This is a genomic window from Anaeromyxobacter sp. SG17 (assembly GCF_022690695.1).
Classification (GTDB): Bacteria; Myxococcota; Myxococcia; order Myxococcales; family Anaeromyxobacteraceae; genus Anaeromyxobacter; species Anaeromyxobacter soli.
In genome coordinates, this window is record NZ_JALCYX010000042.1 from 1 (window position 1) to 20,108 (window position 20,108).

At 75.3% G+C, this 20,108-nt stretch carries 19 protein-coding genes; 8 read left to right on the plus strand and 11 right to left on the minus strand.

The window, feature by feature from the left end; all coding sequences use genetic code 11:
* The 3 genes from MNY60_RS15190 to MNY60_RS15200 form a co-directional block, all read left to right on the plus strand.
* On the plus strand, window positions 1–614 hold a 614-nt coding region (locus MNY60_RS15190; RefSeq protein ID WP_242361019.1), incomplete at its 5' end, for an NlpC/P60 family protein.
* Window positions 611–1,234, plus strand: coding sequence for a phosphatase PAP2 family protein (locus MNY60_RS15195; protein ID WP_242338964.1), 624 nt, complete (start codon window positions 611–613; stop codon window positions 1,232–1,234). The genes MNY60_RS15190 and MNY60_RS15195, both read left to right, overlap by 4 nt.
* 63 nt (window positions 1,235–1,297) lie before the next feature.
* Window positions 1,298–1,918 (plus strand): hypothetical protein, encoded by a 621-nt coding sequence (locus tag MNY60_RS15200; protein WP_242361021.1) that lies wholly within the window; start codon window positions 1,298–1,300, stop codon window positions 1,916–1,918.
* Window positions 1,919–2,045: 127 nt separating this feature from the next.
* Here MNY60_RS15200 and phoU read toward each other — a convergent pair whose 3' ends face one another.
* From phoU to MNY60_RS15240, 8 genes are all read right to left on the minus strand, one after another.
* Window positions 2,046–2,741 (minus strand): phosphate signaling complex protein PhoU, encoded by a 696-nt coding sequence (gene phoU, locus MNY60_RS15205; protein WP_242338968.1) that lies wholly within the window; start codon window positions 2,739–2,741, stop codon window positions 2,046–2,048.
* Between the two features lie 20 nt (window positions 2,742–2,761).
* A complete protein-coding gene (gene pstB / locus MNY60_RS15210; protein WP_242339036.1) occupies window positions 2,762–3,505 on the minus strand; it encodes a phosphate ABC transporter ATP-binding protein PstB in 744 nt (247 codons plus the stop codon).
* Window positions 3,506–3,545: 40 nt separating this feature from the next.
* Window positions 3,546–4,460: a phosphate ABC transporter permease PstA gene (gene pstA / locus MNY60_RS15215; RefSeq protein WP_242338970.1), complete on the minus strand. Its 915-nt coding sequence runs from the start codon at window positions 4,458–4,460 to the stop codon at window positions 3,546–3,548.
* Window positions 4,457–5,395, minus strand: a complete 939-nt coding sequence (pstC, locus tag MNY60_RS15220) for a phosphate ABC transporter permease subunit PstC (RefSeq protein WP_242355607.1) — start codon at window positions 5,393–5,395, stop codon at window positions 4,457–4,459. The genes pstA and pstC overlap by 4 nt, the downstream gene beginning before the upstream one ends.
* Window positions 5,396–5,566: 171 nt before the next feature.
* Window positions 5,567–6,379: a phosphate ABC transporter substrate-binding protein gene (locus MNY60_RS15225; protein ID WP_242361023.1), complete on the minus strand. Its 813-nt coding sequence runs from the start codon at window positions 6,377–6,379 to the stop codon at window positions 5,567–5,569.
* Between the two features lie 27 nt (window positions 6,380–6,406).
* Window positions 6,407–7,633, minus strand: a complete 1,227-nt coding sequence (locus tag MNY60_RS15230) for a porin (protein ID WP_242361025.1) — start codon at window positions 7,631–7,633, stop codon at window positions 6,407–6,409.
* Between the two features lie 159 nt (window positions 7,634–7,792).
* Window positions 7,793–8,926: a cell wall metabolism sensor histidine kinase WalK gene (locus MNY60_RS15235; protein WP_242338975.1), complete on the minus strand. Its 1,134-nt coding sequence runs from the start codon at window positions 8,924–8,926 to the stop codon at window positions 7,793–7,795.
* A gap of 3 nt (window positions 8,927–8,929) precedes the next feature.
* Window positions 8,930–9,625 (minus strand): response regulator, encoded by a 696-nt coding sequence (locus tag MNY60_RS15240; RefSeq protein ID WP_242338978.1) that lies wholly within the window; start codon window positions 9,623–9,625, stop codon window positions 8,930–8,932.
* Between the two features lie 116 nt (window positions 9,626–9,741).
* Here MNY60_RS15240 and MNY60_RS15245 point away from each other — a divergent pair, with 116 nt between their 5' ends.
* The 4 genes from MNY60_RS15245 (at window position 9,742) to MNY60_RS15260 (ending at window position 13,709) form a co-directional block, all read left to right on the plus strand.
* On the plus strand, window positions 9,742–10,830 hold the full coding sequence (locus tag MNY60_RS15245; protein WP_242361027.1) for an OmpA family protein: 1,089 nt from the start codon (window positions 9,742–9,744) through the stop codon (window positions 10,828–10,830).
* A 54-nt stretch (window positions 10,831–10,884) separates the two neighbouring features.
* A complete protein-coding gene (locus MNY60_RS15250) occupies window positions 10,885–11,853 on the plus strand; it encodes a diguanylate cyclase (RefSeq protein ID WP_242338982.1) in 969 nt (322 codons plus the stop codon).
* A 9-nt stretch (window positions 11,854–11,862) separates the two neighbouring features.
* The gene (locus MNY60_RS15255) at window positions 11,863–13,014 is read left to right on the plus strand and encodes a class I SAM-dependent RNA methyltransferase (RefSeq protein ID WP_242338984.1); all 1,152 of its coding nucleotides are present in this window, start codon (window positions 11,863–11,865) and stop codon (window positions 13,012–13,014) included.
* A 122-nt stretch (window positions 13,015–13,136) separates the two neighbouring features.
* The gene (locus MNY60_RS15260) at window positions 13,137–13,709 is read left to right on the plus strand and encodes a hypothetical protein (protein ID WP_242338986.1); all 573 of its coding nucleotides are present in this window, start codon (window positions 13,137–13,139) and stop codon (window positions 13,707–13,709) included.
* Between the two features lie 34 nt (window positions 13,710–13,743).
* On the opposite strand, the gene MNY60_RS15265 is transcribed toward MNY60_RS15260, so the two are convergent.
* The 3 genes from MNY60_RS15265 to MNY60_RS15275 form a co-directional block, all read right to left on the minus strand.
* Window positions 13,744–14,874 (minus strand): hypothetical protein, encoded by a 1,131-nt coding sequence (locus MNY60_RS15265; RefSeq protein WP_242338988.1) that lies wholly within the window; start codon window positions 14,872–14,874, stop codon window positions 13,744–13,746.
* Window positions 14,875–14,889: 15 nt separating this feature from the next.
* Window positions 14,890–15,072, minus strand: coding sequence for a thioredoxin family protein (locus MNY60_RS15270; RefSeq protein WP_242338989.1), 183 nt, complete (start codon window positions 15,070–15,072; stop codon window positions 14,890–14,892).
* 69 nt (window positions 15,073–15,141) lie between these two features.
* The gene (locus MNY60_RS15275) at window positions 15,142–15,663 is read right to left on the minus strand and encodes a DUF4442 domain-containing protein (RefSeq protein ID WP_242338991.1); all 522 of its coding nucleotides are present in this window, start codon (window positions 15,661–15,663) and stop codon (window positions 15,142–15,144) included.
* An 87-nt stretch (window positions 15,664–15,750) separates the two neighbouring features.
* Here MNY60_RS15275 and MNY60_RS24325 point away from each other — a divergent pair, with 87 nt between their 5' ends.
* Window positions 15,751–20,091, plus strand: a complete 4,341-nt coding sequence (locus MNY60_RS24325) for a DEAD/DEAH box helicase (protein ID WP_242361029.1) — start codon at window positions 15,751–15,753, stop codon at window positions 20,089–20,091.
* Window positions 20,092–20,108 lie beyond the last annotated feature (17 nt).

The window sequence follows — 20,108 nt, forward strand, 5'->3', positions numbered from 1 at the left end:
CGGAGCCGGAGGCGGCGCCGGACGCGGGCGCCGAGGCCGCGCCGGAGCGCGCCGCGCAGCCGGGCGCCGACGCCGCGCTCGACGCCGTGCGGGAGCGCATCGTCGCCGCTGCGCGCGCGCTCCTCGGGAGGCGCTTCCGCGGCGACTGCTCGGCGTTCGTGCTGCGCGCGTACCGGGCGGCGGGCGTCGGCGTGCGGCTCGGCCCGGGCGTGTCCCGCTCCGAGTCGCTCTACCGCGCGAGCCGGCCGGTCGAGGCGCCGCGCCCGGGCACGCTCGTGTTCTTCCACGACAGCTACGACCGCGATCGCGATCGGCGGCTCGACGATCGCTTCACGCACGTCGCGCTCGTCGAGCGCGTCGAGGGCACGACGGTGTTCCTCCTGCACCGCGCCCGCACGGGCGTCGAGCGCGCGCGCATGGACCTTTCACGGCCGGACGATCCCGCCTCGAACGATCTCCTGCGCGCCCGGCGGCGCCGCGATCCGCGCGGCACGCGCTACCTGACGGGCGAGCTCTTCACCGCTTTCGGGGAGTTGCTGCAGGGAGACGTCACCCAGATGTTGCAGGCGGGCCGCGTCGCCGAAACGGGCGCGCGGCACCCTGCAGCCAGATGAGCCACGACCCCACCACCCCAGGCGGCGCCATCGAGATCGACGCGGGCGGTGGCGCCTCGATCGCCATCGACCCGTCCACGGCGACGGTCGTCATCCGGACCGGTCGCCTGGCCCGTATCCTCTCCTTCGACGAGGCGCTCCTCCTCTCGTTCAGCCGCTTCCACAGCCCGTGGCGGACGGCGGTCGCGCGGGCGCTGACGCACGCGGGCGACGCGAAGAGCTGGACCTTCGCCGGCCTCGCGCTGCTCGCCACCGGGACGGCGCAGGGCAAGCACCTCGGGCTGCGGCTCGGGGCGGCCTCGCTGCTCGCGACGGTCCTCTCCCAGTCGCTGAAGCGCAGCCTCACCCGCGCGCGGCCGGACGTCTCGATCGCGGGCTTCGAGGCCCTGGCGCAGAACCCCGACCGCTTCTCGTTCCCGTCCGGCCACACCGCCGCCGCGTTCGGCGTGGCGGTGGCCTACGCCGGCGAGCCCAAGGGGCTGGGGCCGCTGGCGCTGCTCCTCGCGGTGGGCATCGGGCTCTCGCGCGTGTACCTCGGCGCGCACTACCCGCTCGACGTGGGCGCCGGCGCGCTCCTCGGGGTGGCGGCCGGGCTCGCGGCCCGCCTCCTCGTCTCCTGAGCCGGCGGGTGAGCGCGCGCGCTCGTCGCGCGATGCGCATCCGTTCGGGCGGGAGGAATCCACATGCGGAAGCTCTCGATCGCGGCGGCGCTCCTGGCGCCGGCGCTCACCCTCGCCCAGGCGGGCACGACCACCGGACAGCCTGGCGCCGCGGGCGCCTCCGGAGCCGGCACCGCCGGCGCTGCCCAGCCCGGCCAGGCGGGCGCGGGCACCACCGACTCGACCACCGCAGGGACGACGCCGGGCGCGGCCGGGACCGGGACCGCCGGGGCCGCCGGGACGGCCGGCGGCGCCGGGACGACGGGCGGCACGGGCGCTCAGCCCTGCCCGCCGGGCATGGTCCCCGCGACGAGCGCCGGAGTGCCCTCCACCGCCACGACCCCCGGTGACGGCGCGACGGCCGGAGCGGCGGCGGGCGCGGCGCAGGGGACCGGCTCGGGCGCCACGGGCGCGGGGACCGGGACCGGCGGGAGCGCGGTCGGGACCACCTGCGTCCCCGCGGGCACGACCGGGAGCGGGACGGGCGCAGCCGGGACCACCGGCGGGAACGGCGCGACGCAGTCGCCCGGCGCGGGCGGCACGTCGGGGATGTCGCCGCCCGCGGGTGGCGCCCCGGAGGGCTCGGGATCCGGCGCAGCGGGCGCGGTCGGCGGCGCCTCCGGGCCCGCCACGCGGCAGCCCTGACCTCGGGGGAGCGGCGCCTCGCAGCGATAGGCGTCGGCGCCGGCTCGGGCGCGAGGCCGCTCCGCGCGCGAGAGGCGCCTCTTCCACGGCCAGGGCGCCTCGGCGGCGCGCTCGCGGCGACCGCCGCCTACGCGCCGGGGACGCCCGGCGCGCGGCTCCGCGGGTGACGCACGTCGGTGCCGCGGACCATGTAGACGACCATCTCGGCGAGGTTCGTCGCGTGGTCGCCGAAGCGCTCGAGGTGCTTCGCGGCGAACATGAGCGCGGTCGCGCGGCGGATGTTCTTCGAGTCCTCCATCATGCGGCCGAGCATGTCGTTGAAGATCTTGAGGTAGAGGGCGTCGATGAGCTCGTCGCTCTTCATGACCTCCTCGGCCTTCGCGACGTCTCCGGTGACGAACGCGTCGAGCGCCTTCTTGAGCTGCGCCTCGGCGAGGTCCGCGATCTTGGCGAGGTCATGGGTGGGCGCGAAGGCGGGCGCCTGGGCGAGGTCGAGCGCGCGCTCGGCGACGTTCACCGCGAGATCACCCATCCGCTCCAGGTCCACCACGATCTTGAGCGCGGTCGTGATGAAGCGCAGGTCGGAGGCGGCCGGCTGGCGCAGGGCGAGGATGCGCCGGCACTGGCCGTCCACGTCCACCTCCATCCGGTTGATCTCGCGGTCCCGCAGCTTCACCTGCTCGGCGAGCTCCACGTCGCGCTCGGTGACCGCGCGCACGCTCGAGACGATGGCCTGCTCGACCAGGCCCCCCATCGCGAGCAGCCGGTCGCGGAGCTCCCGGAGCTCCGCCTCGTACGTCTTGTCGGTATGGGTCGTCGCCATGATCGTCCTCGAGGAGAAGCCTAGCCGAACTTGCCGGTGACGTAATCCTCGGTGCGCTGCTCGCGTGGCGTCGTGAAGATCTGCTCGGTGGGCCCGACCTCGACGAGCTCGCCCATGTAGAAGAAGGCGGTCTGGTCCGACACGCGCGCCGCCTGCTGCATGTTGTGGGTGACGATGGCGATCGTGTAGCGCGCCTTCAGCTCGTGGATGAGGTCCTCGATCTTGGCCGTGGCGATGGGGTCGAGCGCGCTCGCGGGCTCGTCCATGAGCAGCACCTCCGGCTCGACCGCCAGCGCCCGCGCGATGCAGAGCCGCTGCTGCTGGCCGCCCGAGAGGCCCATGGCGCTCTCCCCGAGGCGGTCCTTCACCTCGTCCCAGAGCGCCGCCGAGTGCAGCGAGCGCTCGATGCGCTCCCCGAGCTCCCGCTTGTCGGAGAGGCCGCCGATGCGCAGGCCGTAGGCGACGTTCTCGAAGATCGACTTCGGGAACGGGTTCGACTTCTGGAACACCATGCCCACGCGCCGGCGCAGCTCGACGGCGTCGAGGTGCCCCGCGTAGATGCTGCGGCCGTCGAGCAGGATCTCGCCCGAGGCGCTGGCGCCCGGGATGAGGTCGTTCATCCGGTTGAGCGCCCGCAGGAAGGTGGACTTGCCGCAGCCCGAGGGGCCGATGAGCGCGGTGACCTGGCGCTCGGGGAGCGTGAGGCTCACGCCCTTCACGGCGGCCTTCGGGCCGTAGCGGATCTCGAGCCCGCGGGTCTCCATCTTCGGGGCGGCGGAGGCGTGCTGGGGGATGCTCGTCATCTCAGTGTCCGGCGGCGGCCTTGCGGCGGGTGCGGGTGCGGATGGCGATCGCGACGAGGTTCAGGGCGAAGGTGAGCGCGAGCAGCACGAACACCGTCGCGTAGAGCAGGGGGCGCGTCGCCTCGACGTCGGGCGACTGCGTCGCGAGCACGTAGACGTGGTAGCCGAGGTGCATGAACTGCGACCACACGGAGCCGGGCAGCTCGGGGAGGAAGTAGGCGACCCCCGTGAACAGGAGGGGTGCCACCTCGCCCGCGCCGCGCGCCACGGCGAGGATCGCGCCGGTGAGGATACCCGGGAGCGCCTGGGGGAGAACGACGCGGGCGAGGGTCTGCGAGCGGGTCGCGCCGAGCGCGAGGCTCGCGTCGCGGTGCTCGCGCGGGACGGCGCGGAGCGCCTCCTCGGTCGCGACGATGACCACCGGGAGGGTCAGCACCGCGAGCGTGAGCGCGGCCCACAGGAGCGCGGGGCGCCCGTAGTGGAGCTCGCCCGGCGGGGAGAGCGCGTGGTCGAGCGCCCCGCCCACGAACTGGATGAAGAAGCCGAGGCCGAACAGGCCGAAGACGATCGACGGCACCCCGGCGAGGTTCGTGACGGCGACGCGCACCAGCGCCGCCATGCGCGAGCTCGGCGCCGCGTACTCGTGCAGGTAGACCGCCGTGAGGACGCCGACCGGCATGACGGCGACCGTCATGATGAGCGTCATCACCGCGGTGCCGTAGATGGCGGGGAAGATGCCGCCCGCGGTCATCCCCTCCTCCGGCGAGGAGGTGAGGAACTCCCAGCTCACCCGGCCGGCGCCCCCGCGGAACACGTCCACGAGGATCACCGCCAGCATGGCGACGACGAGCGCGGCGGCGGCCCCGGTGAGGACCGTCAGCGCGGCGCCGAGGGTCTTGCGGCTGGCGACGCTCACGCGGTCCCCGCCATGCGCCGCACGAGCCGCTTCACGAACGCCGCCGCGAGCGAGTTGAGCACGAAGGTGAAGAGGAACAGCTCCACCCCGATGAAGAACAGCACCGCGTAGTGGGTGCCCCCGAACACCACCTCGCCCATCTCCGCGGCGATGGTGGCGGGCAGCGTGCGGACCGAGTCGCCCAGGCTGAAGGTCGTCATCGCGGCGTTGCCGGAGGCCATGAGCACGATCATCGTCTCGCCGATGGAGCGGCCGAAGCCGAGCACCACCGCGGCGAGCACGCCCGGGGCCGCGGCGGGCAGCACCACCTTGAACGCCGTCTCCCAGCGGGTGGCCCCGAGCGCGAGCGACGCCTCGCGGTAGCTGCGCGGGACCGCGGTGAGCGCGTCCTCGCTGACCGTGAAGATGACCGGCACCACGGTGAGGGCGAGCGCGACCCCGGCCACCACCGCGTTCAGGCGCGAGGTGAAGCCGAACGCGTCCTGGAGGACGCTCGCGAGGACGATGAGCGCGAAGAACCCGAGCACCACGGAGGGGATGCCGGCGAGGAGCTCGATCGTCGGCTTCAGCACCTCGCGCAGCCGCCGGGGCGCGAACTCGGAGGTGAAGAGCGCCGCCGCGACGCCCACCGGCACCGACACGAGCATGGCGACGGCCGTCACCTTGAGGGTCCCGACGAACAGCGGGACCATCGAGTACTTCGGGATCTCGGAGACCGGCTGCCAGCTGAAGAAGGCCGGCCGCCCGGCGCGCCAGGCCTGCGGGAGGAACATGCGCGCGAGGTCCGTCTCCTCCCGGACCTCCGGCGAGGTGAAGATCGGGAGCGCCTCGCGCGCGACGAAGACGAAGATGAGGACGACGGCGGCGATGCCGGTGAGCGCGACCAGGGTGATGACCGCCTGGATCGCCGCCTCACGAAGCTGCCGCCGTCGCATCGACGGGGAGGGGCGTGCCACCGCCTCCTCCCCGGTTTCGGCAATGACCTGTTCCACGGGCGGGGTTTCTCGCACGGCTCGGTGACGCCCGCGTGACGGCCGCGTCGCGTCCATGTGACACGGCACCGCCCGCCCGGCGTGACGCCGGGCGGGCGGCAGGGTGCCTGTCCGCTACTTGACGGGGAAGTAGCCGACCTGCGTGACGATCTTCTGCCCGGCGGGGGAGAGGCAGTAGTCGATGAACGCCTTGGCCTCGCCGGAGGGCTTGCCGCGCGTGTACATGAAGAGCGGCCGGGAGAGCGGGTACTTGCCGGAGGCGACGTTCTCCGCGCTCGGCGTGTAGCCCTGGCCGTCCGCGCCGACCACCTTGACCTCCTTCACGCCCTTCGCGTACGCCGCGCCGCCGTACCCGATGCCGTTCTTCTCCTTCGCGACCGCGTTCACCACCGCGGCCGTGCCGGGCAGCGTCTGCGCGGAGGACGCGTAGTCGGCGCCCTTGAGCACGTTCTCCTTGAAGAAGACGTAGGTGCCCGACGAGTTCTCGCGCGAGTAGAGGACGATGGGCGCGTCGCTGCCGCCGACGTCCTTCCAGTTCGTCACGTCGCCCGCGTAGATCTTCGCGAGCTGCTCGATCGTGAGCTGCTGCACGGGGTTCGCGGCGTTCACGTAGATCGCGACGCCGTCCTTCGCGACGGCGGTCTCGGTGGGCAGGATGTTGTAGCGCTCCCGCACCTTGCCCTTCTCCGCGTCCTTCATCGCGCGCGACGCGTTCGCGATGTCGGTCGTCCCGTTGATGAGGGCGGCGATGCCGACGCCCGAGCCGCCGCCCGTGACCTGGACGCGCTTGCCGGTGTTCTGCTTCATGTACTCCTCGGCCCAGCGCTGGGCGAGGATGACCATCGTGTCGGAGCCCTTCACGGTCACGGCGGCGCTGGCGAGGGCCGGCGCGATGGCCGCGACGAGGGCGATGAGCGTGCGCTTCATTCGTGTCTTCTCCTGTTCCCTGGGTGACTAGAACTTGGCCTGCGCCTGGACGATGAACTGGTCGCGCTTGGGGTCGGACGAAACGCCCGGGGCCCGGTCGCCGTTCATCGGGTGCGCCCAGGCGAGGGAGATCTTCCCGCCCTCGCCCACGAAGGTGTGCACGGCCGCCTGGATCTCGCGGGCGGTCTTCACGTTCGTGCCGGTGAGCGGGAGCGTGTTGTCCGCCGTGAACTCCTCGTAGCGGAACGCGACCTGGTGGTAGCGCCCCACGTTCTGGGTGGCGAGCCCGTACCAGCCGTGACCCGTCTTGCCGAGCTTGTCGCCCGCGCCGCCGTTCTTGTCGCTGATGGTCGTGCGGCCCCAGATGTACTCACCCTTGAGCGCGGTGCCGCCCACGGGGAGGAGATCGAGGTAGAGCTGCGCGTCGGCGCCGAGGCGGTAGCGGTCGTACTCGGGGTCGTCGGAGGCGACGTAGTTCACGGTCTTGCCGTACCAGCCCGACACGCCGCCGGTGAGCATCCCGAGGTCGACGCCGAGGCGGCCGATCACGTCCTTGCGCTGGTCGTTGTCGTAGCCCGCCTGCTTCGCGTCGACGCCGTCGCCGTTGAAGAGGCCGACCTTGAAGTTGAGCGGCCCGTACACGCCCTTCAGGGCGACGCCGAGGTCGTACTCACCGGCGAGGTAGGCGCGGACGACCGCGGAGCGCTCGAGGAGGTCGAGATCCGACGAGGAGCGGACGCCGACCTCGTAGCCGAAGGGGAAGAGCTGGAGGCCCGCGTCGATGGCGAAGCCCTGCCACGGCAGCTTGATGGACGCGAACGCCTCCTTCGCCGAGACGCCGGCGGGGGTCGCGTCGAGCTGGAGGACGAACTGCGACCAGTCCGCGTCGTAAGCCGCCTTGAGGCGGCCGCGGCGGATGAAGAACCCCTGCTGCGCCGGGGCGCTCTCGGGCGTCGTGTTGAAGTCGGCGGCGGTGCTCTCCTGCCAGGCGTAGCGGCCCTGGACGTAGCCGGAGAACTTGAGCTTCTTGAGGCTCGCCACGTCGGTCTTCGTCTCCGCGTACTGCTCCGCGAGGGAGTCGACCTTGCCCTGGATGGCGGAGCCGTCGAACGGAGTCTCTTCCTGCCCGCCCTGAGCGGCGGCGGGGGCCTGCTGCTCGGCGGGGACCTGCTGGGGCGCGGCGGCGGCCTCCTGCGCGCGCGCGAGCGCGGGGCAGAGCGCGAGCACGGCGAGGACGGCGGTGAGGCGGTTCATGAGGTGTCGGACCCTTTCGTGAGGTCGAGCGAAGGCTCGGTCCGGGCACGTTTCTAGGGGCCGGCGATGACGCGCCCACGGCGGCGGCGTGACGAAACGGCGAACTCGGCAGCGGCGCCGGCCCGGACGGGAAGGACGGGCGACCGGAGGCGACGGAGCTCAGGCGGCGGGGAGCCGCACCCAGAACCGCGAGCCGCTCGCGCCGCTCTCGACGCCGACCTCGCCGCCCATCCCCTGCACGAGGTGCTTCACGATGGCGAGGCCGAGGCCGGTGCCGCCGTGGTCGCGCGCGCGGCCCGGGTCGATGCGGTAGAAGCGCTCGAAGAGCCGCGGCAGGTGATGGCGGTCGATGCCCGGGCCGGTGTCCGTCACCGACAGCACCCACCCGTCCCCCTCGCGCTCGGCGCCGACGGTCACGCCGCCCTCCGCCGTGTACTTCACGGCGTTCTCGACGAGGTTCACGAGCACCTGCTCGAGCGCGCGCGCGTCCGCCCGCACCCGCGCCTCCTCCGGCACCTCGGCGGCGAGCCGGAGGCCCTTCCCGCGCGCGGCCGCCGCGACGAGGTCCACGGCCTGCGCCGTCACGTGCGCCGCGTCGACGGGCGCGAGCTCGAACGACCACTGCCGCGACTCGATGCGCGAGAGGTCGAGCAGGTCCTGGGTGAGCCGCGACAGCCGCTCCGCGTGCCGCGCCACGATGCCCACGAACTCGCGCGCGGCGGCGGGATCCTCGAGCGCGCCGGCGAGCAGCGTCTCCGCCGCGGCGCGGATGGCCGCCACCGGGGTGCGGAGCTCGTGGCTCGCGTTCGCCACGAAGTCGCGCCGGGTCGCGGCCGCGCGCTTCGCCTCGGTGACGTCGCGGAGCAGGAGGAGCACCTCGCCGCGGAGGAGCGGCGCGAGGTGGACGAGCCAGGTGCGGCGGCCGAGCTGCAGCTCGAGCTTGCGCGCGGTGCCCTCGAGGGCGCGCTTCACCGCCTCGGACAGCTCCGCGCTCCGCGTGATCTCGAGCGGCGTGAGCCCGGCGGCGCGCCCGCTCGCGGCGAGCGTGTCGAAGGCGGCGTTGGAGACGCGCACCCAGCCGTCGCGCGACACGAGCGCGGCGGCGTCGGGGAGCGCCGCGAGGAGCTCCTGCTCGGTCGCGTCCGGGTGGAGCGCACCGCCCCGGCGCGGCGCGCGCGCGGCGAGGAGCTCCGCGAGCTCGCGCACGTCGCGGCCCAGATCCGCCGGCGGCCCCCCCGCGAGCTCGGCGCGCAGCGCGCGGATGGCGGCGTTCAGGGGGGTGCGGCCGAGCACGCGCTAGCCTTTCTCGTCGGGGTCGATCAGCCGGTAGCCGATCCCCCTCACCGTCTCCAGCAGATCCCTGCCCGATCCCAGCTTCTCGCGCAGCCGCTTCACGTGCGTGTCGACGGTGCGCGTCTCGACCTCCGACGACATCTCCCAGACGTCCTCGAGGAGCTGCTCGCGCGACTGGACGCGGCCGAGCCGCGCCATGAACGTCGTGAGGAGCCTGAACTCGAGGGGCGTGAGCTGCACCTCCGCGCCGTCCACGAAGGCGCGGTGCGCGTCCACGTCCACGCGGATGGGCCCGACCGACTCGGGAGGCCGCTCCGCCGAGCGCCCCCCGCCGGCGCGGCGCGCGACGGCCTTGAGGCGCAGCACGAGCTCGCGCACGCTGAACGGCTTCGTCACGTAGTCGTCGGCGCCGACCTCGAAGCCGACCACGCGGTCGAGCTCGTCCCCCTTGGCCGTGAGCATCACCACCGGGACGTGCCGCGTGCGGGGGTCCGCCTTGATCTGCCGGCACACCTCGGTACCCGACACGTCGGGCAACATGAGGTCGAGGAGGACGATGTCCGGAACCCTGCGCCTGAGCTGGATCAGCGCCTGCTCGCCCGTGGTGGCGAGGAGGGTCTCGAACCCGGCGGCTCGCAGGTTGAAGTCCAGGAGCGAGAGGAGATCCCGCTCGTCGTCGACCAGAAGTACGGACGTCACGGGACGAGCTTAACGCACGCTGCTGTGACAGGCTGATGACCGCCATGCGACGGAACGGTGAACGGCCCAGGGCGGGTCCCCGCGCGGGGCGCGGCTCGCGGTACGATGGCGCGCGCATGCGACGCCTCGCGCTCTCCGCCTCGCTCGCGCTCGGCTGCGCGTCCGCCCCCGTCGCGGAGCCCGCGACGCTCACGCCGAACGGTGCGATGCTCCGCGGCGCGGAGCTCGCGCGCGCGCGGTGCCTCCTCGTCGCGCCGTTCGAGAACGCCTCCGACGTCGCGCTCGCCGCGGAGGCCGCCACCTCGGCGCTCCTCTCCGGGGTCGATCCCTCGCGGGCGCGCGTGTTCCCCATCCCCGAGCTGCGCGCGGTCTTCCGCGACACTCCGCTCGAGCTGCCCGCCGGGATCGCCCCGAGCCTCGCGCTCGAGCTCGCGGAGCTCGTGGGCGCCGACGCGGCGGTGTACGGCACCGTCGAGGGCGGGGGAAAGGGCGAGGACGCCCCCCTGCTCGTGTCGGTGCGCGTCGCCGTCACCGGAGCGCACCGCCTGCTGTTCGCGCGGAACGCGGTGGTCCACGCCGCGCCCGGCGAGTCGCCGGAGGAGGCCGTCCGGCGCACGGTGGACGAGCTCGCCCGCCCGATGCTCGCCAGGATCGGCGACCCCGGCCGCAAGCAGTGCTTCGATCCGGCGCGCACGCAGGCGCTCCGGCGCTTCGCCCTCGCGGAGCCGCGCCAGGGCGCCCGGCCCGACCCGCAGCCCGCGGTGGTGCCGGCGGTCGCGGAGGCGAAGGCGCCCGCGCCCGCCGCGCCGGCCTCCGAGGTGCAGCCGCGGACGCCGCGCCAGGCGGAGTGGGCCCGGAGGCTCGCGGCCGGCGAGCGGGTGGTCGTCGAGGACGTCGCGTTCTCCGGCCGCACGGCCGAGCTGCTCCGCGACGGCGGCCTCGCCGACCTCGCGATCGCGCTCGGCGCCTCGCCGGGCGCCCCGGTCCGCGTCGAGGCGTTCGTGGACGCGACCGACGATCGCGCCGGCGACGTGGAGCTCTCGAGCGCGATGGCGCGCGCGGCGGGCGAGCGGCTCCTGCAGCTCGGCCTCTCCCGCGCGCGGGTGAGCTGGGTCGGACGAGGCGGCGAGAGCCCGCTCCTCCCCAACTTCACGGCGCGCGGCCGCGCCGCCAACCGCCGCGTCGAGGTGGCCGCGGGGCGCTAGGCTCCCGCCCGCTTGACACGGCGCCCCGGCGCCGGGATTGAACGGACACCGCGCGTGCGCCTGCGATCCAGAGGACGGCCGACCGAGGGCCCGCCCACCCCGCCGCCGCCCGGCGTCCACGCCCCGTCACGCGCCGCGCTCGGCGCGGGGGCGCCCTCCGGGCTCGCGCGCGCGGCCTGGCTCGCGGCCGCGTTCGGGATGACGGTCTGCGTCGGCTTCGCCGACTACCTCACCGGCACGGACGTCTCGCTCATCCTGCTCTACCTCGCGCCGATCGGCTTCAGCACCTGGTTCGTCACGCTGCGGGGCGGGGTCGCGCTCTCGATCGGCGGCGCCGTGGTCGCCACCGCCGCCGACACGCTGTACCGGCTCGAGTCGGGCGGGCGCGCGCTGCCGGTGGCGGTGCTCGGCTGGAACGGCGTCATCCAGCTCGGCACCTCGCTCGCGCTCGTCCTCGTCCTGAACGCGCTCCGGGTCCGGCTCGAGGCGGAGGAGCTCCTCGCCCGCACCGACACGCTCACGCACATCCCCAACCGGCGCGCCTTCATCGAGGCCGCCACGCTGGAGCTGGAGCGCGCGCGGCGGCACCGCCGGCCGCTCACGTTCGCCTACGTGGACTGCGACGACTTCAAGGACGTGAACGACCGGCTCGGCCACGCGGAGGGCGACGCGCTGCTCGCCGTCGTCGGGCGGACGCTCCGGTCGGCGACCCGCGCCATCGACTCGGTCGCGCGCCTGGGAGGCGACGAGTTCGGGCTCCTGCTCCCGGAGACCGACGAGCCGATGGCGGAGGCGCTCCTCGCGCGGCTCCAGGGGACGCTGCGGGAGACGATGGACCGGCACGGCTGGGCGGTGCGCTTCAGCGTCGGCGCGGCGGTGTTCCGAAAGCCCGCCGTCTCGGTGGACGAGATGATGGCGCGCGCGGACGAGCTCATGTACGCGGCGAAGCGCACGGCCAAGGGGTCGGTCAGGCTCGGCGTGTTCGACGGCGGCGCGCGCGCCAGCGCGGCCCGGCCGAGGTAAAAGACGGCGATGCGCTTCTTCGCGACGTGCGCGAAGGGTACCGAGGGTGCCCTCCGCCGAGAGCTGTCCGCGCTCCGCCTCCCCGCCGTGCGCGGCGACCGCGGCGGCGTCTCCTTCGAGGGCCCGCTCGAGGCCGGCATGAAGGCCTGCCTGCACGCGCGCACGGCGATGCGCGTGCTCCTCGAGCTCGCGCGGTTCCCCGCCCCGTCGCCGGAGGCGCTCTACGAGGGCGCGCGCCAGGTGGCCTGGGGCGAGTGGCTCACGCTCCGGACCACCCTCGCGGTCGAGGCGACGGTCACCTCCTCCGCCATCACGCACTCGGGGTACGCTGCGCTCAAGGTGAAGGACGCGGCGGTGGACGTGCTCCGCGAGGCGCTCGGCGCGCGCCCCGACGTCGATGCCAAGGATCCCGACGTCCGCATCGTCCTCCACCTCGCCCGCGACGAGGCGGCCCTCTCGCTCGACCTCGCCGGCGAGCCGCTCCACCGCCGCGGCTACCGCGGCGGCGCGGCCACCCTGGCGCCGCTCAAGGAGACCCTCGCCGCCGCGATCCTGCTCCTCGGCGGCGTGGACCCCGAGGCGCCTTTCGTGGATCCGATGGCCGGCTCCGGAACGCTCGCGATCGAGCACGCGCTCCGCGCCCGCCACGTCGCGCCCGGCCTCGGCCGCGCGTTCGGCTTCCAGCGCTGGCCGATGTACCGCGGCGCCCCCCAGTCCGCCTGGGACCGCATGAAGGTCGAGGCGCGCGAGGCGATCCTCCCGCGCGCGCCCGCGCCGGTGCTCGCCCGCGATCTCCACACCAAGGCCATCGACGCCCTCCACCGCAACGCCGCCGCCGCCGGGGTGGCCGCGGACGTGACCATCGAGCGCGGCGACGCGCGCGAGCTCCAGCCCATCGCGGCGCGCGGCTTCCTCGTCACGAACCCGCCCTACGGCGAGCGGCTCATGTCGGGCGAGGAGGACCCGCGCGTGCAGCAGAAGAAGCTCGGAGGCTTCTACCGCGGCCTCGCCGAGATGCTCGCCCGCCACTCCGGGTGGACCGCCGTCGTGCTCTCGGGGAACCCGCTCCTCGAGCGTGCGATCGCGCTCCGGCCCGAGGTGGATCACCGGCTCTGGAACGGCCCGCTCGAGGCGCACCTGCTGAAGTACCGCATCCCGTGAGCCGGCCGCGGGCGAGTGACGAGGACGTCGGGCCGGACCCCGCGCCGGGACGACCGGCCTCGGACCCGACCGCGACCAGACTCTCCGTTGCAGCGCCCGCGGCGCTCGCCTACGGTTCGGCCGTGCGCCCGCTCCTCACCGTCCTCCTCGCGATGGCGCTCACGGCCTCCCCCGCGCGCGCCGCCGAGGCGCCCCGCGCCACGCCGGGCCGCGCGGCCCCGAAGGCGGCCTCTCCCGCCGGTGGAAAGGAGTCGGTCGAGCGCCGCCGGGAGGCGATCGCGCGGGAGCTCATCCGGCTCGGGGGCGAGCTGCAGCGCGCCATCGAGGCGGGCGACGTCGGGGCCGTCGTGGCGCGCGTCCCGCCGGACGGGCTGCGCTGCGGCGACCGCGTCGTGCCGCGCGAGCGGGTCGAGCAGGATCTCCGCGCAGAGGGGAGCTGGCTGCACGGCGTCTTCTTCGGCGGACCCGGCCACGTCCCCTTCCCCGGGATGGCCCGCTCGCTGCGCGCCTTCTTCCGCGAGGCGCGCGAGGTGGCGGTGCTCGTCGCCTTCCGCGCGGACGCCCGCGCGGGGCCCGCCGGCCTGCCCTGCATCGACTACCGAGCGCCCGGCCTCGGGACGCCCGGGGCGCCGCTCTGCTTCGTGCGGCGCGACGGCCGCTGGTGGTTCACCGAGAGCCTGTACCCGTGCCGGTGAGGATGCGGGGCGCGGACGGGCGCCCCGCCGCGGGTCACGACGTCCCCAGCTCGCCGAGCAGCTTCTTCGCCTTCCGGAGATAGCCGCGCGGCCTCGACGCCTCGGGCATCGCCTCGCCGTCGCTCATGGCGCGCTCGAGCGTCGCGCGCGCGCCGGGACGATCGCCGAGCTTCGCCTGCGCCTCCGCGCGGAGCACGAGCACCCGGATCCGGCGCGGTCCCTCCGCGAGCGCGAGCGCGCGATCGGCGGCGCCGAGCGCGTCGGCCGGCCGCCCGAGGGCGAGGTAGAGGACGCCGAGGTTCGTGGGGGGCACGTACTCGCCGGGCAGCTCGCGCTCGGACGCGAGGAGCGCCGGGAGCATGCGCTCCGGCTCGCCGATGCGCAGCGCCGCCTGGAGCCGCTGCCCGTCGAAGGCGGAGCGCGCGAGCGGCGTCGGCGCGCGGCGGGCCTCCCCGTCCAGGAACGCGAGCCAGCGGCGCGCGAGCGCCTTCGCCCCGGCCGCGTCCCCCGCCTCGGCCCGCGCCGAGGAGAGGACGTCGTACAGCCAGGAGCGGTCGTCCGCGAGGACCCCGCGCGCGTCCAGCGCACGCCGCGCGCCGGGCTCGAGCGCGGCGACCTCCGCCGCGCGCGCCTTGGCGTCCTCGAGCTCGAGCGCGCACGAGAGCCCCTGGGCGGCGACGCGCGCCGCGCTCGCGCCGCGGAGGCCGGGCAGGACCTCGCCCGCCGCGCGCGCGCAGCCGGCGGGGTCGCCCGCCATCGAGAGCGCCTGGACCGCGGCCTCGGAGGCGCGCTCCCGCGCCGGGAAGCTCTTGCCGCCCGCCGCGAGCGCCTCGTGGTAGGCCACCGCGGCCTCGGCGTGCCTCCGCGCGCCGAGGAGCCGGTCCGCGCGCGCGAGCGCCTCCTCCGCGCGCGACACCTCGCCGGCCCGGAGCTGGCGCTCACCGTCGAGCGCGATCCGCTCGATCTGCTCGGCCGTCGCGGTCCCGGCCCAGCGGACGATCACCCGCTCGTCCTCCGGGTTCACGACGAGGATGCTCGGCCACGCGTCGATCGGGAACTTGCCGACGAAGGCCGCGTTCCTGGGCTTCTCCGTGTCGATGTCGAGCCAGACGAACCGTCCGGCGAGCTTCTGGAGCCGCTTGTCCGGGAGGACGTAGGCCCGCATGAAGCGGCAGGTGGGTCACCAGGGGGCCCAGACGTCCACGACGAGCGGCACGCCGCGCGAGCGCGCCTCGGCGCGCGCGCGGTCGTAGTCGTCCGCGATGGACCGGCCCCGCGCGGTGCCGGGCGCCGCGACCGCGCGGACCGGCCCGACGAGGGCGAGCGCTGCGGCGAGGACGGCGACGGAGGCGGGGAGTCGCATGCCCGGGAGCATAGCGTCCGGGCTCCCCGCGCGACACCGGAAGCTCACGACCGGCGCTCGCGAGCGCCGTCAGGCGCCACCGGTCCGGGTCTCGCGCGGCGGCGCCTCGGCGAGCCGCACCGGCCCGTCGCCGCGCTTCAGCGAGAGCGCGAGCGTGAAGCGCGCGACCGGCTCCTCACCGTACTTGTCCGGCACGAGCGCCGTGATCCCGACGGGCAAGGTCACGCGCTCGCCGGTCTCGTGTGTCTTGCGCACCGCCGCGGCGACGCGCGCGCCGTCGGCGCAGCGGAAGAGGACGTCGCCGTCGGCGCGCTTCAGGAACTCTCCCTTCACGTCGGCGAAGACGAGCTTCACGCCGCGGAACTTCCCGACGGTGGTGAGCCGCGCGGCGTGCAGCCCGCCGGCCAGGTCGGCGCCCGCGCACAGCGCGCCGAAGTACATGGAGCCGAGGTGGTTCCGCGTGCGCCAGCCGAGGGGGATCTCGATCTCGCAGACCTCCTCGTCGAGCCGCATCACCCGGGGCCCGACGAAGAGGAGCACCGGGATCCTGAGGGACAGCAGGCGTACGAGCGCGGTTTCCTTGAGCAGCATGAGGCTCCCCGTCGAGGTCGAGGCACGAATCATAGGGGGGAGCCCGAGACGCGGGCGTCGCCCGGGCGGGGCGCTTAAGAGAAGCGCGTGCTCGACAGCTTCCACCCGGTCGTCCGCGACTGGTTCACGCGGCGGTTCGGCGACGCGACGGAGCCGCAGACGCCCGCCTGGCGGGAGATCGACGCGCGGCGCGACGTGCTCGTCTCGGCGCCCACGGGCTCGGGCAAGACGCTCGCGGCGTTCCTCCACGCCATCGACGCCCTCCTGAAGGAGGGGCTCGCCGGCGAGCTCGGCGACCGGACGCGCGTCGTCTACGTCTCGCCGCTGCGCGCGCTCGGCAACGACATCACGAGGAACCTGCAGGCGCCGCTCGCCGAGATCCGCGCCGCGGCCCACGCGGCCGGGCTCACGCTGCCCGAGCTCCGGGTCGCGGTCCGCACCGGGGACACGCCCGCCTCGGCACGGCGCAAGCTCCTGCTCCGTCCGCCGCACATCCTCGTCACCACGCCCGAGTCGCTCTACCTCCTGCTCACGAGCGAGAGCGGGCGGGCCTCCTTGGGCGACGTCGAGGCGGTGATCGTGGACGAGATCCACGCCCTCGCGGGCGACAAGCGCGGCGCGCACCTCGCGCTCTCCCTCGAGCGGCTCGAGGCGCTCGCGCGGCGGCGGCCCCAGCGCATCGGCCTCTCCGCCACGGTCGATCCGGTGGAGGAGGTGGCGCGCTTCCTCGTCGGCTCGGAGCGGGTCGATCCGCGGGGCCGTCCGCGCTGCGCGATCGTGGAGGTCGGCCGCCGGCGCCGCTTCGACGTGGCGATCGAGGTCCCGCGCGACGAGCTCTCGTCGGTCGCCTCGAGGGAGCTGTGGGCCGAGACCTACGACCGGGTGGCCGACCTCATCCGCGAGCACCGCTCCACGCTCGTGTTCGTGGGCACCCGCAGGCTCGCGGAGCGGGCGGCGCACGCGCTCGTCGAGCGGCTCGGGGAGGGCGCGGTGTCGGCGCACCACGGCAGCCTCTCCCGCGAGCGCCGGCTCGCCACGGAGGAGCGGCTGAAGGCGGGCGCGCTGCGCGCGGTGGTGGCGACCGCCTCGCTCGAGCTCGGCATCGACGTGGGCGAGGTGGACCTCGTCGTCCAGCTCGGCTCGCCGGGGGCGATCTCCACCGGCACCCAGCGCATCGGGCGCGCCGCGCACGTGCGGGGCGGCACGCCCAAGGGCCGGCTCTTCCCGATGAGCCGCGACGAGCTCGTGGAGTGCGCCGCGCTCGTGCGCGGGCTCCGGCGCGCGCGCCTCGAGCCCGTCTCGGTGCGGGCCGCGCCCCTCGACGTGCTCGCCCAGCAGCTCGTGGCGGAGGCGACCTGCGGGTCGATCCACGAGGACCGCCTCTACGCGCTCGCGCGGCGCGCCTGGCCGTACCACGACCTCGCGCGGGCCGACTTCGACGCGGTGGTGGAGATGCTCTCGGAGGGGATCGCCACCACGCCCGGCCGCACCACCGCGCTCCTCCACCGCGACGGCGTGCACGGCCGCGTCAAGGCGCGGCGCGGAGCGCGCATCGCCGCGCTCACCGGCGGCGGGACCATCCCCGACACCGCGCAGTACGCCGTGGTGGCCGAGCCGGAGGGCGTGACCATCGGGCAGGTGGACGAGGACTTCGCGGTGGAGAGCCTGGCGGGCGACGTGTTCCTGCTCGGCACGACCTCCTGGATGATCCGGCGCGTGGAGGCCGGGATCGTCCGGGTCGAGGACGCCCACGGCGCTCCGCCGGGCGTCCCGTTCTGGAACGCCGAGGCGCCGGGGCGGAGCGGCGCCCTGTCGGCGGAGGTGTCGGCGCTGCGCGCGGAGCTCGAGCCGCGCCTCGCCGACCCCCAGGCGGCCGTCGCCTGGCTCGCGGCGGAGGCGGCGCTGCCCGAGGCGGGCGCGCGCCAGGTGGTGGACTACCTCGCGGCGGGGCGCGCGGCGCTCGGCGCGCTGCCCACGCAGGACACGCTCGTCGCGGAGCGCTTCTTCGACGAGGCCGGCGGGATGCAGCTCGTCCTGCACGCGCCGTTCGGCGCGCGCACCAACCGGGCCTTCGGGCTCGCGCTCCGCAAGCGCTTCTGCCGCACGTTCGACTTCGAGCTGCAGGCCGCCGCGACCGACGACGGCGTGCTCCTCTCGCTCGGGCCGCAGCACGCGTTCCCGCTCGAGACGATTTTCTCCTACGTCACGCCCGCGACGCTCGACGAGGTGCTCGAGCAGGCGGTGCTCCAGGCGCCCATGTTCGGCGTGCGCTGGCGCTGGAACGCCACGCGCGCGCTCGCCATCCCCCGCCTCTTCAGGGGCAAGCGCATGCCTCCGCCCATCGCGCGGATGCGCGCGGAGGACCTGCTCGCCGCGGTCTTCCCGGCGCAGGTCGCCTGCCAGGACAACGCGCCGGGCGGGCCGATCGAGGTGCCCGCTCACCCGCTCGTCCGCGAGACGCTGCGCGACTGCCTCACCGAGGCGATGGACGCGGCCGGGCTCCGGAGCTTGCTCGCGCGGATCGCGGCCGGCGAGGTGCGGCTGCTCGCGGTGGACACGCCCGAGCCCTCGCCGCTCTCGCACGAGCTCCTCAACGCCAGGCCCTGGGCGTTCCTCGACGACGCGCCGCTCGAGGAGCGCCGCGCGCGGGCGGTCGCGGTGCGGCGGTCGTTGCCGGCGGCCGAGGCGAGCGGCATCGGCGCGCTCGATCCCGCCGCCATCGCGGAGGTCGCCGAGCAGGTGTGGCCCGCGCCGCGGGACGCGGACGAGGTGCACGACGCGCTCCTCGATCTGGGGATCCTGCCGGCGTCGCCGGCGTCCGGATGGGAACGGTGGCTCGGCGAGCTCGAGGCGGCGGGGCGGGCGGCCGTGATGACCGTGGGTGAGGGCCGGTGGTGGGTGGCGGCGGAGCGTGTGGGGACGGCGAGGGGGGCGGCGGGGGGGATGGGCGGATCGACGTCGACCTCGACCGCGAGCCCGACCTCGAACCCGACCTTCTCCCCTCCCCTCTCCCCGCTCGCGTCCGAGCGCATCCCCGAAGATCCGGTCCTCGCCCTCGTCCGCGGCTGGGTCACCCACCTCGGCCCCACCACCGCCGTCGACCTCGCCGGGCGCATCGGGCTCTCCGAAAGCGCCGCCGCGTCCGCGCTGCTCCGCCTCGAGGCCGAGGGGCTCGTCCTTCGCGGCTCCTTCCTCGCCGGATCGCCCTGGTCCGCCGACGCGCCGCACTGGTGCGAGCGGAGCGTGCTCGCGCGCATCCACCGCCTCACCCTCGGCCGGCTGCGCCGCGAGATCGAGCCCGCCAGCGCCGCCGTGTTCCTCCGCTTCCTCGCGCGCTGGCAGCACGTCGCGCCGGGCACGCGGCTCCACGGCGCGCGCGGCCTCGCCGAGGTCCTGGGAATGCTCCAGGGCTTTCACGCCGCCGCGGGCGCGTGGGAGCGCGATCTCCTGCCCGCGCGCGTCGCAGGCTACGAGCCCGGCCTGCTGGACGGGCTGTGCTCGTCCGGCGAGGTCGCCTGGGGCCGGCTGCACGTGGCGCCGCCGCAGGACGGCCCGCCGCGCCGCAAGGGCGCCCCCACCCGCTCGGCCCCGGTGACGCTCGCGCTGCGCGAGGAGCTCCCCTGGCTGCTCGAGGCCATCGCGCCCGAGCGACCGCCGCTCGGCGAGATCGCGGGCGCGCTCGTCGCGGTGCTCGCGCGGCGTGGCGCCTCGTTCCTCGCCGAGCTCGCACCGGCGGTCGGCGCACCGCCCGGAGAGACGGAGGAGGCGCTGTGGGAGCTCGTGTCGGCGGGGCTCGTGACCTGCGACGGGTTCGCGGGGCTGCGCGCGCTCGTCGCGCCGCCGGCGCGCGGGCGGGCCGCCCGACCGGGCAGCGCGGGGGGACGGTGGGCGCTGCTGAGGCCGACCCCGACCGAGAGTTCCGCGCTTCGTCCCACGGACCGCGTCGCGGCCGGCTCGAGCTCGTCCCGCCCGACCGAGAGTTCCGCGCCACGTACCGCCGGACGCGGGACGGACGGCGACCTCTCCCCGGAGACGCTCGACCGCGTGGCGCGCCAGTACCTGCGCCGCTACGGCGTCGTCTTCCGCGATGTCCTGGCTCGCGAGTCTCGCCCGCCGCCCTGGCGCGATCTCGTCCGCGTCTACCGGTCGCTCGAGGCGCGCGGTGAGATCCGCGGCGGTCGCTTCGTGGTGGGCTTCAGCGGTGAGCAGTTCGCGCTGCCGGAAGCGGTGGACGCGCTCCGCGCCGCGCGGCGCGCGGGGGATGGGAACCCCGACCGGCTCGACCTCTCCGCGTCCGACCCGCTGAACCTCGCCGGCATCCTCACTCCCGGGCCGCGCATTCCCGCCGCGCCAGGGAGCCGCGTCATGCTCGAGGGCGGCGTTCCCGTCGCCGCGATCGTGCAGGGCACGCAGGCGGGGACGGGGTGATGGTGACGGCGGCGATA

Excerpts from the sequence above, each read along its gene's own strand:
- MNY60_RS15225 (WP_242361023.1), bottom strand. The coding sequence starts at position 6,379 with ATGAAGCGCACGCTCATCGCCCTCGTCGCGGCCATCGCGCCGGCCCTC.
- phoU (WP_242338968.1), bottom strand. The coding sequence starts at position 2,741 with ATGGCGACGACCCATACCGACAAGACGTACGAGGCGGAGCTCCGGGAG.
- pstC (WP_242355607.1), bottom strand. The coding sequence starts at position 5,395 with ATGCGACGGCGGCAGCTTCGTGAGGCGGCGATCCAGGCGGTCATCACC.
- MNY60_RS15245 (WP_242361027.1), top strand. The coding sequence starts at position 9,742 with ATGCGACGCCTCGCGCTCTCCGCCTCGCTCGCGCTCGGCTGCGCGTCC.
- MNY60_RS15275 (WP_242338991.1), bottom strand. The coding sequence starts at position 15,663 with ATGCTGCTCAAGGAAACCGCGCTCGTACGCCTGCTGTCCCTCAGGATC.
- MNY60_RS15200 (WP_242361021.1), top strand. The coding sequence starts at position 1,298 with ATGCGGAAGCTCTCGATCGCGGCGGCGCTCCTGGCGCCGGCGCTCACC.
- MNY60_RS15265 (WP_242338988.1), bottom strand. The coding sequence starts at position 14,874 with ATGCGGGCCTACGTCCTCCCGGACAAGCGGCTCCAGAAGCTCGCCGGA.
- pstB (WP_242339036.1), bottom strand. The coding sequence starts at position 3,505 with ATGGAGACCCGCGGGCTCGAGATCCGCTACGGCCCGAAGGCCGCCGTG.
- MNY60_RS15255 (WP_242338984.1), top strand. The coding sequence starts at position 11,863 with ATGCGCTTCTTCGCGACGTGCGCGAAGGGTACCGAGGGTGCCCTCCGC.
- MNY60_RS15195 (WP_242338964.1), top strand. The coding sequence starts at position 611 with ATGAGCCACGACCCCACCACCCCAGGCGGCGCCATCGAGATCGACGCG.
- MNY60_RS15270 (WP_242338989.1), bottom strand. The coding sequence starts at position 15,072 with ATGCGACTCCCCGCCTCCGTCGCCGTCCTCGCCGCAGCGCTCGCCCTC.
- MNY60_RS15230 (WP_242361025.1), bottom strand. The coding sequence starts at position 7,633 with ATGAACCGCCTCACCGCCGTCCTCGCCGTGCTCGCGCTCTGCCCCGCG.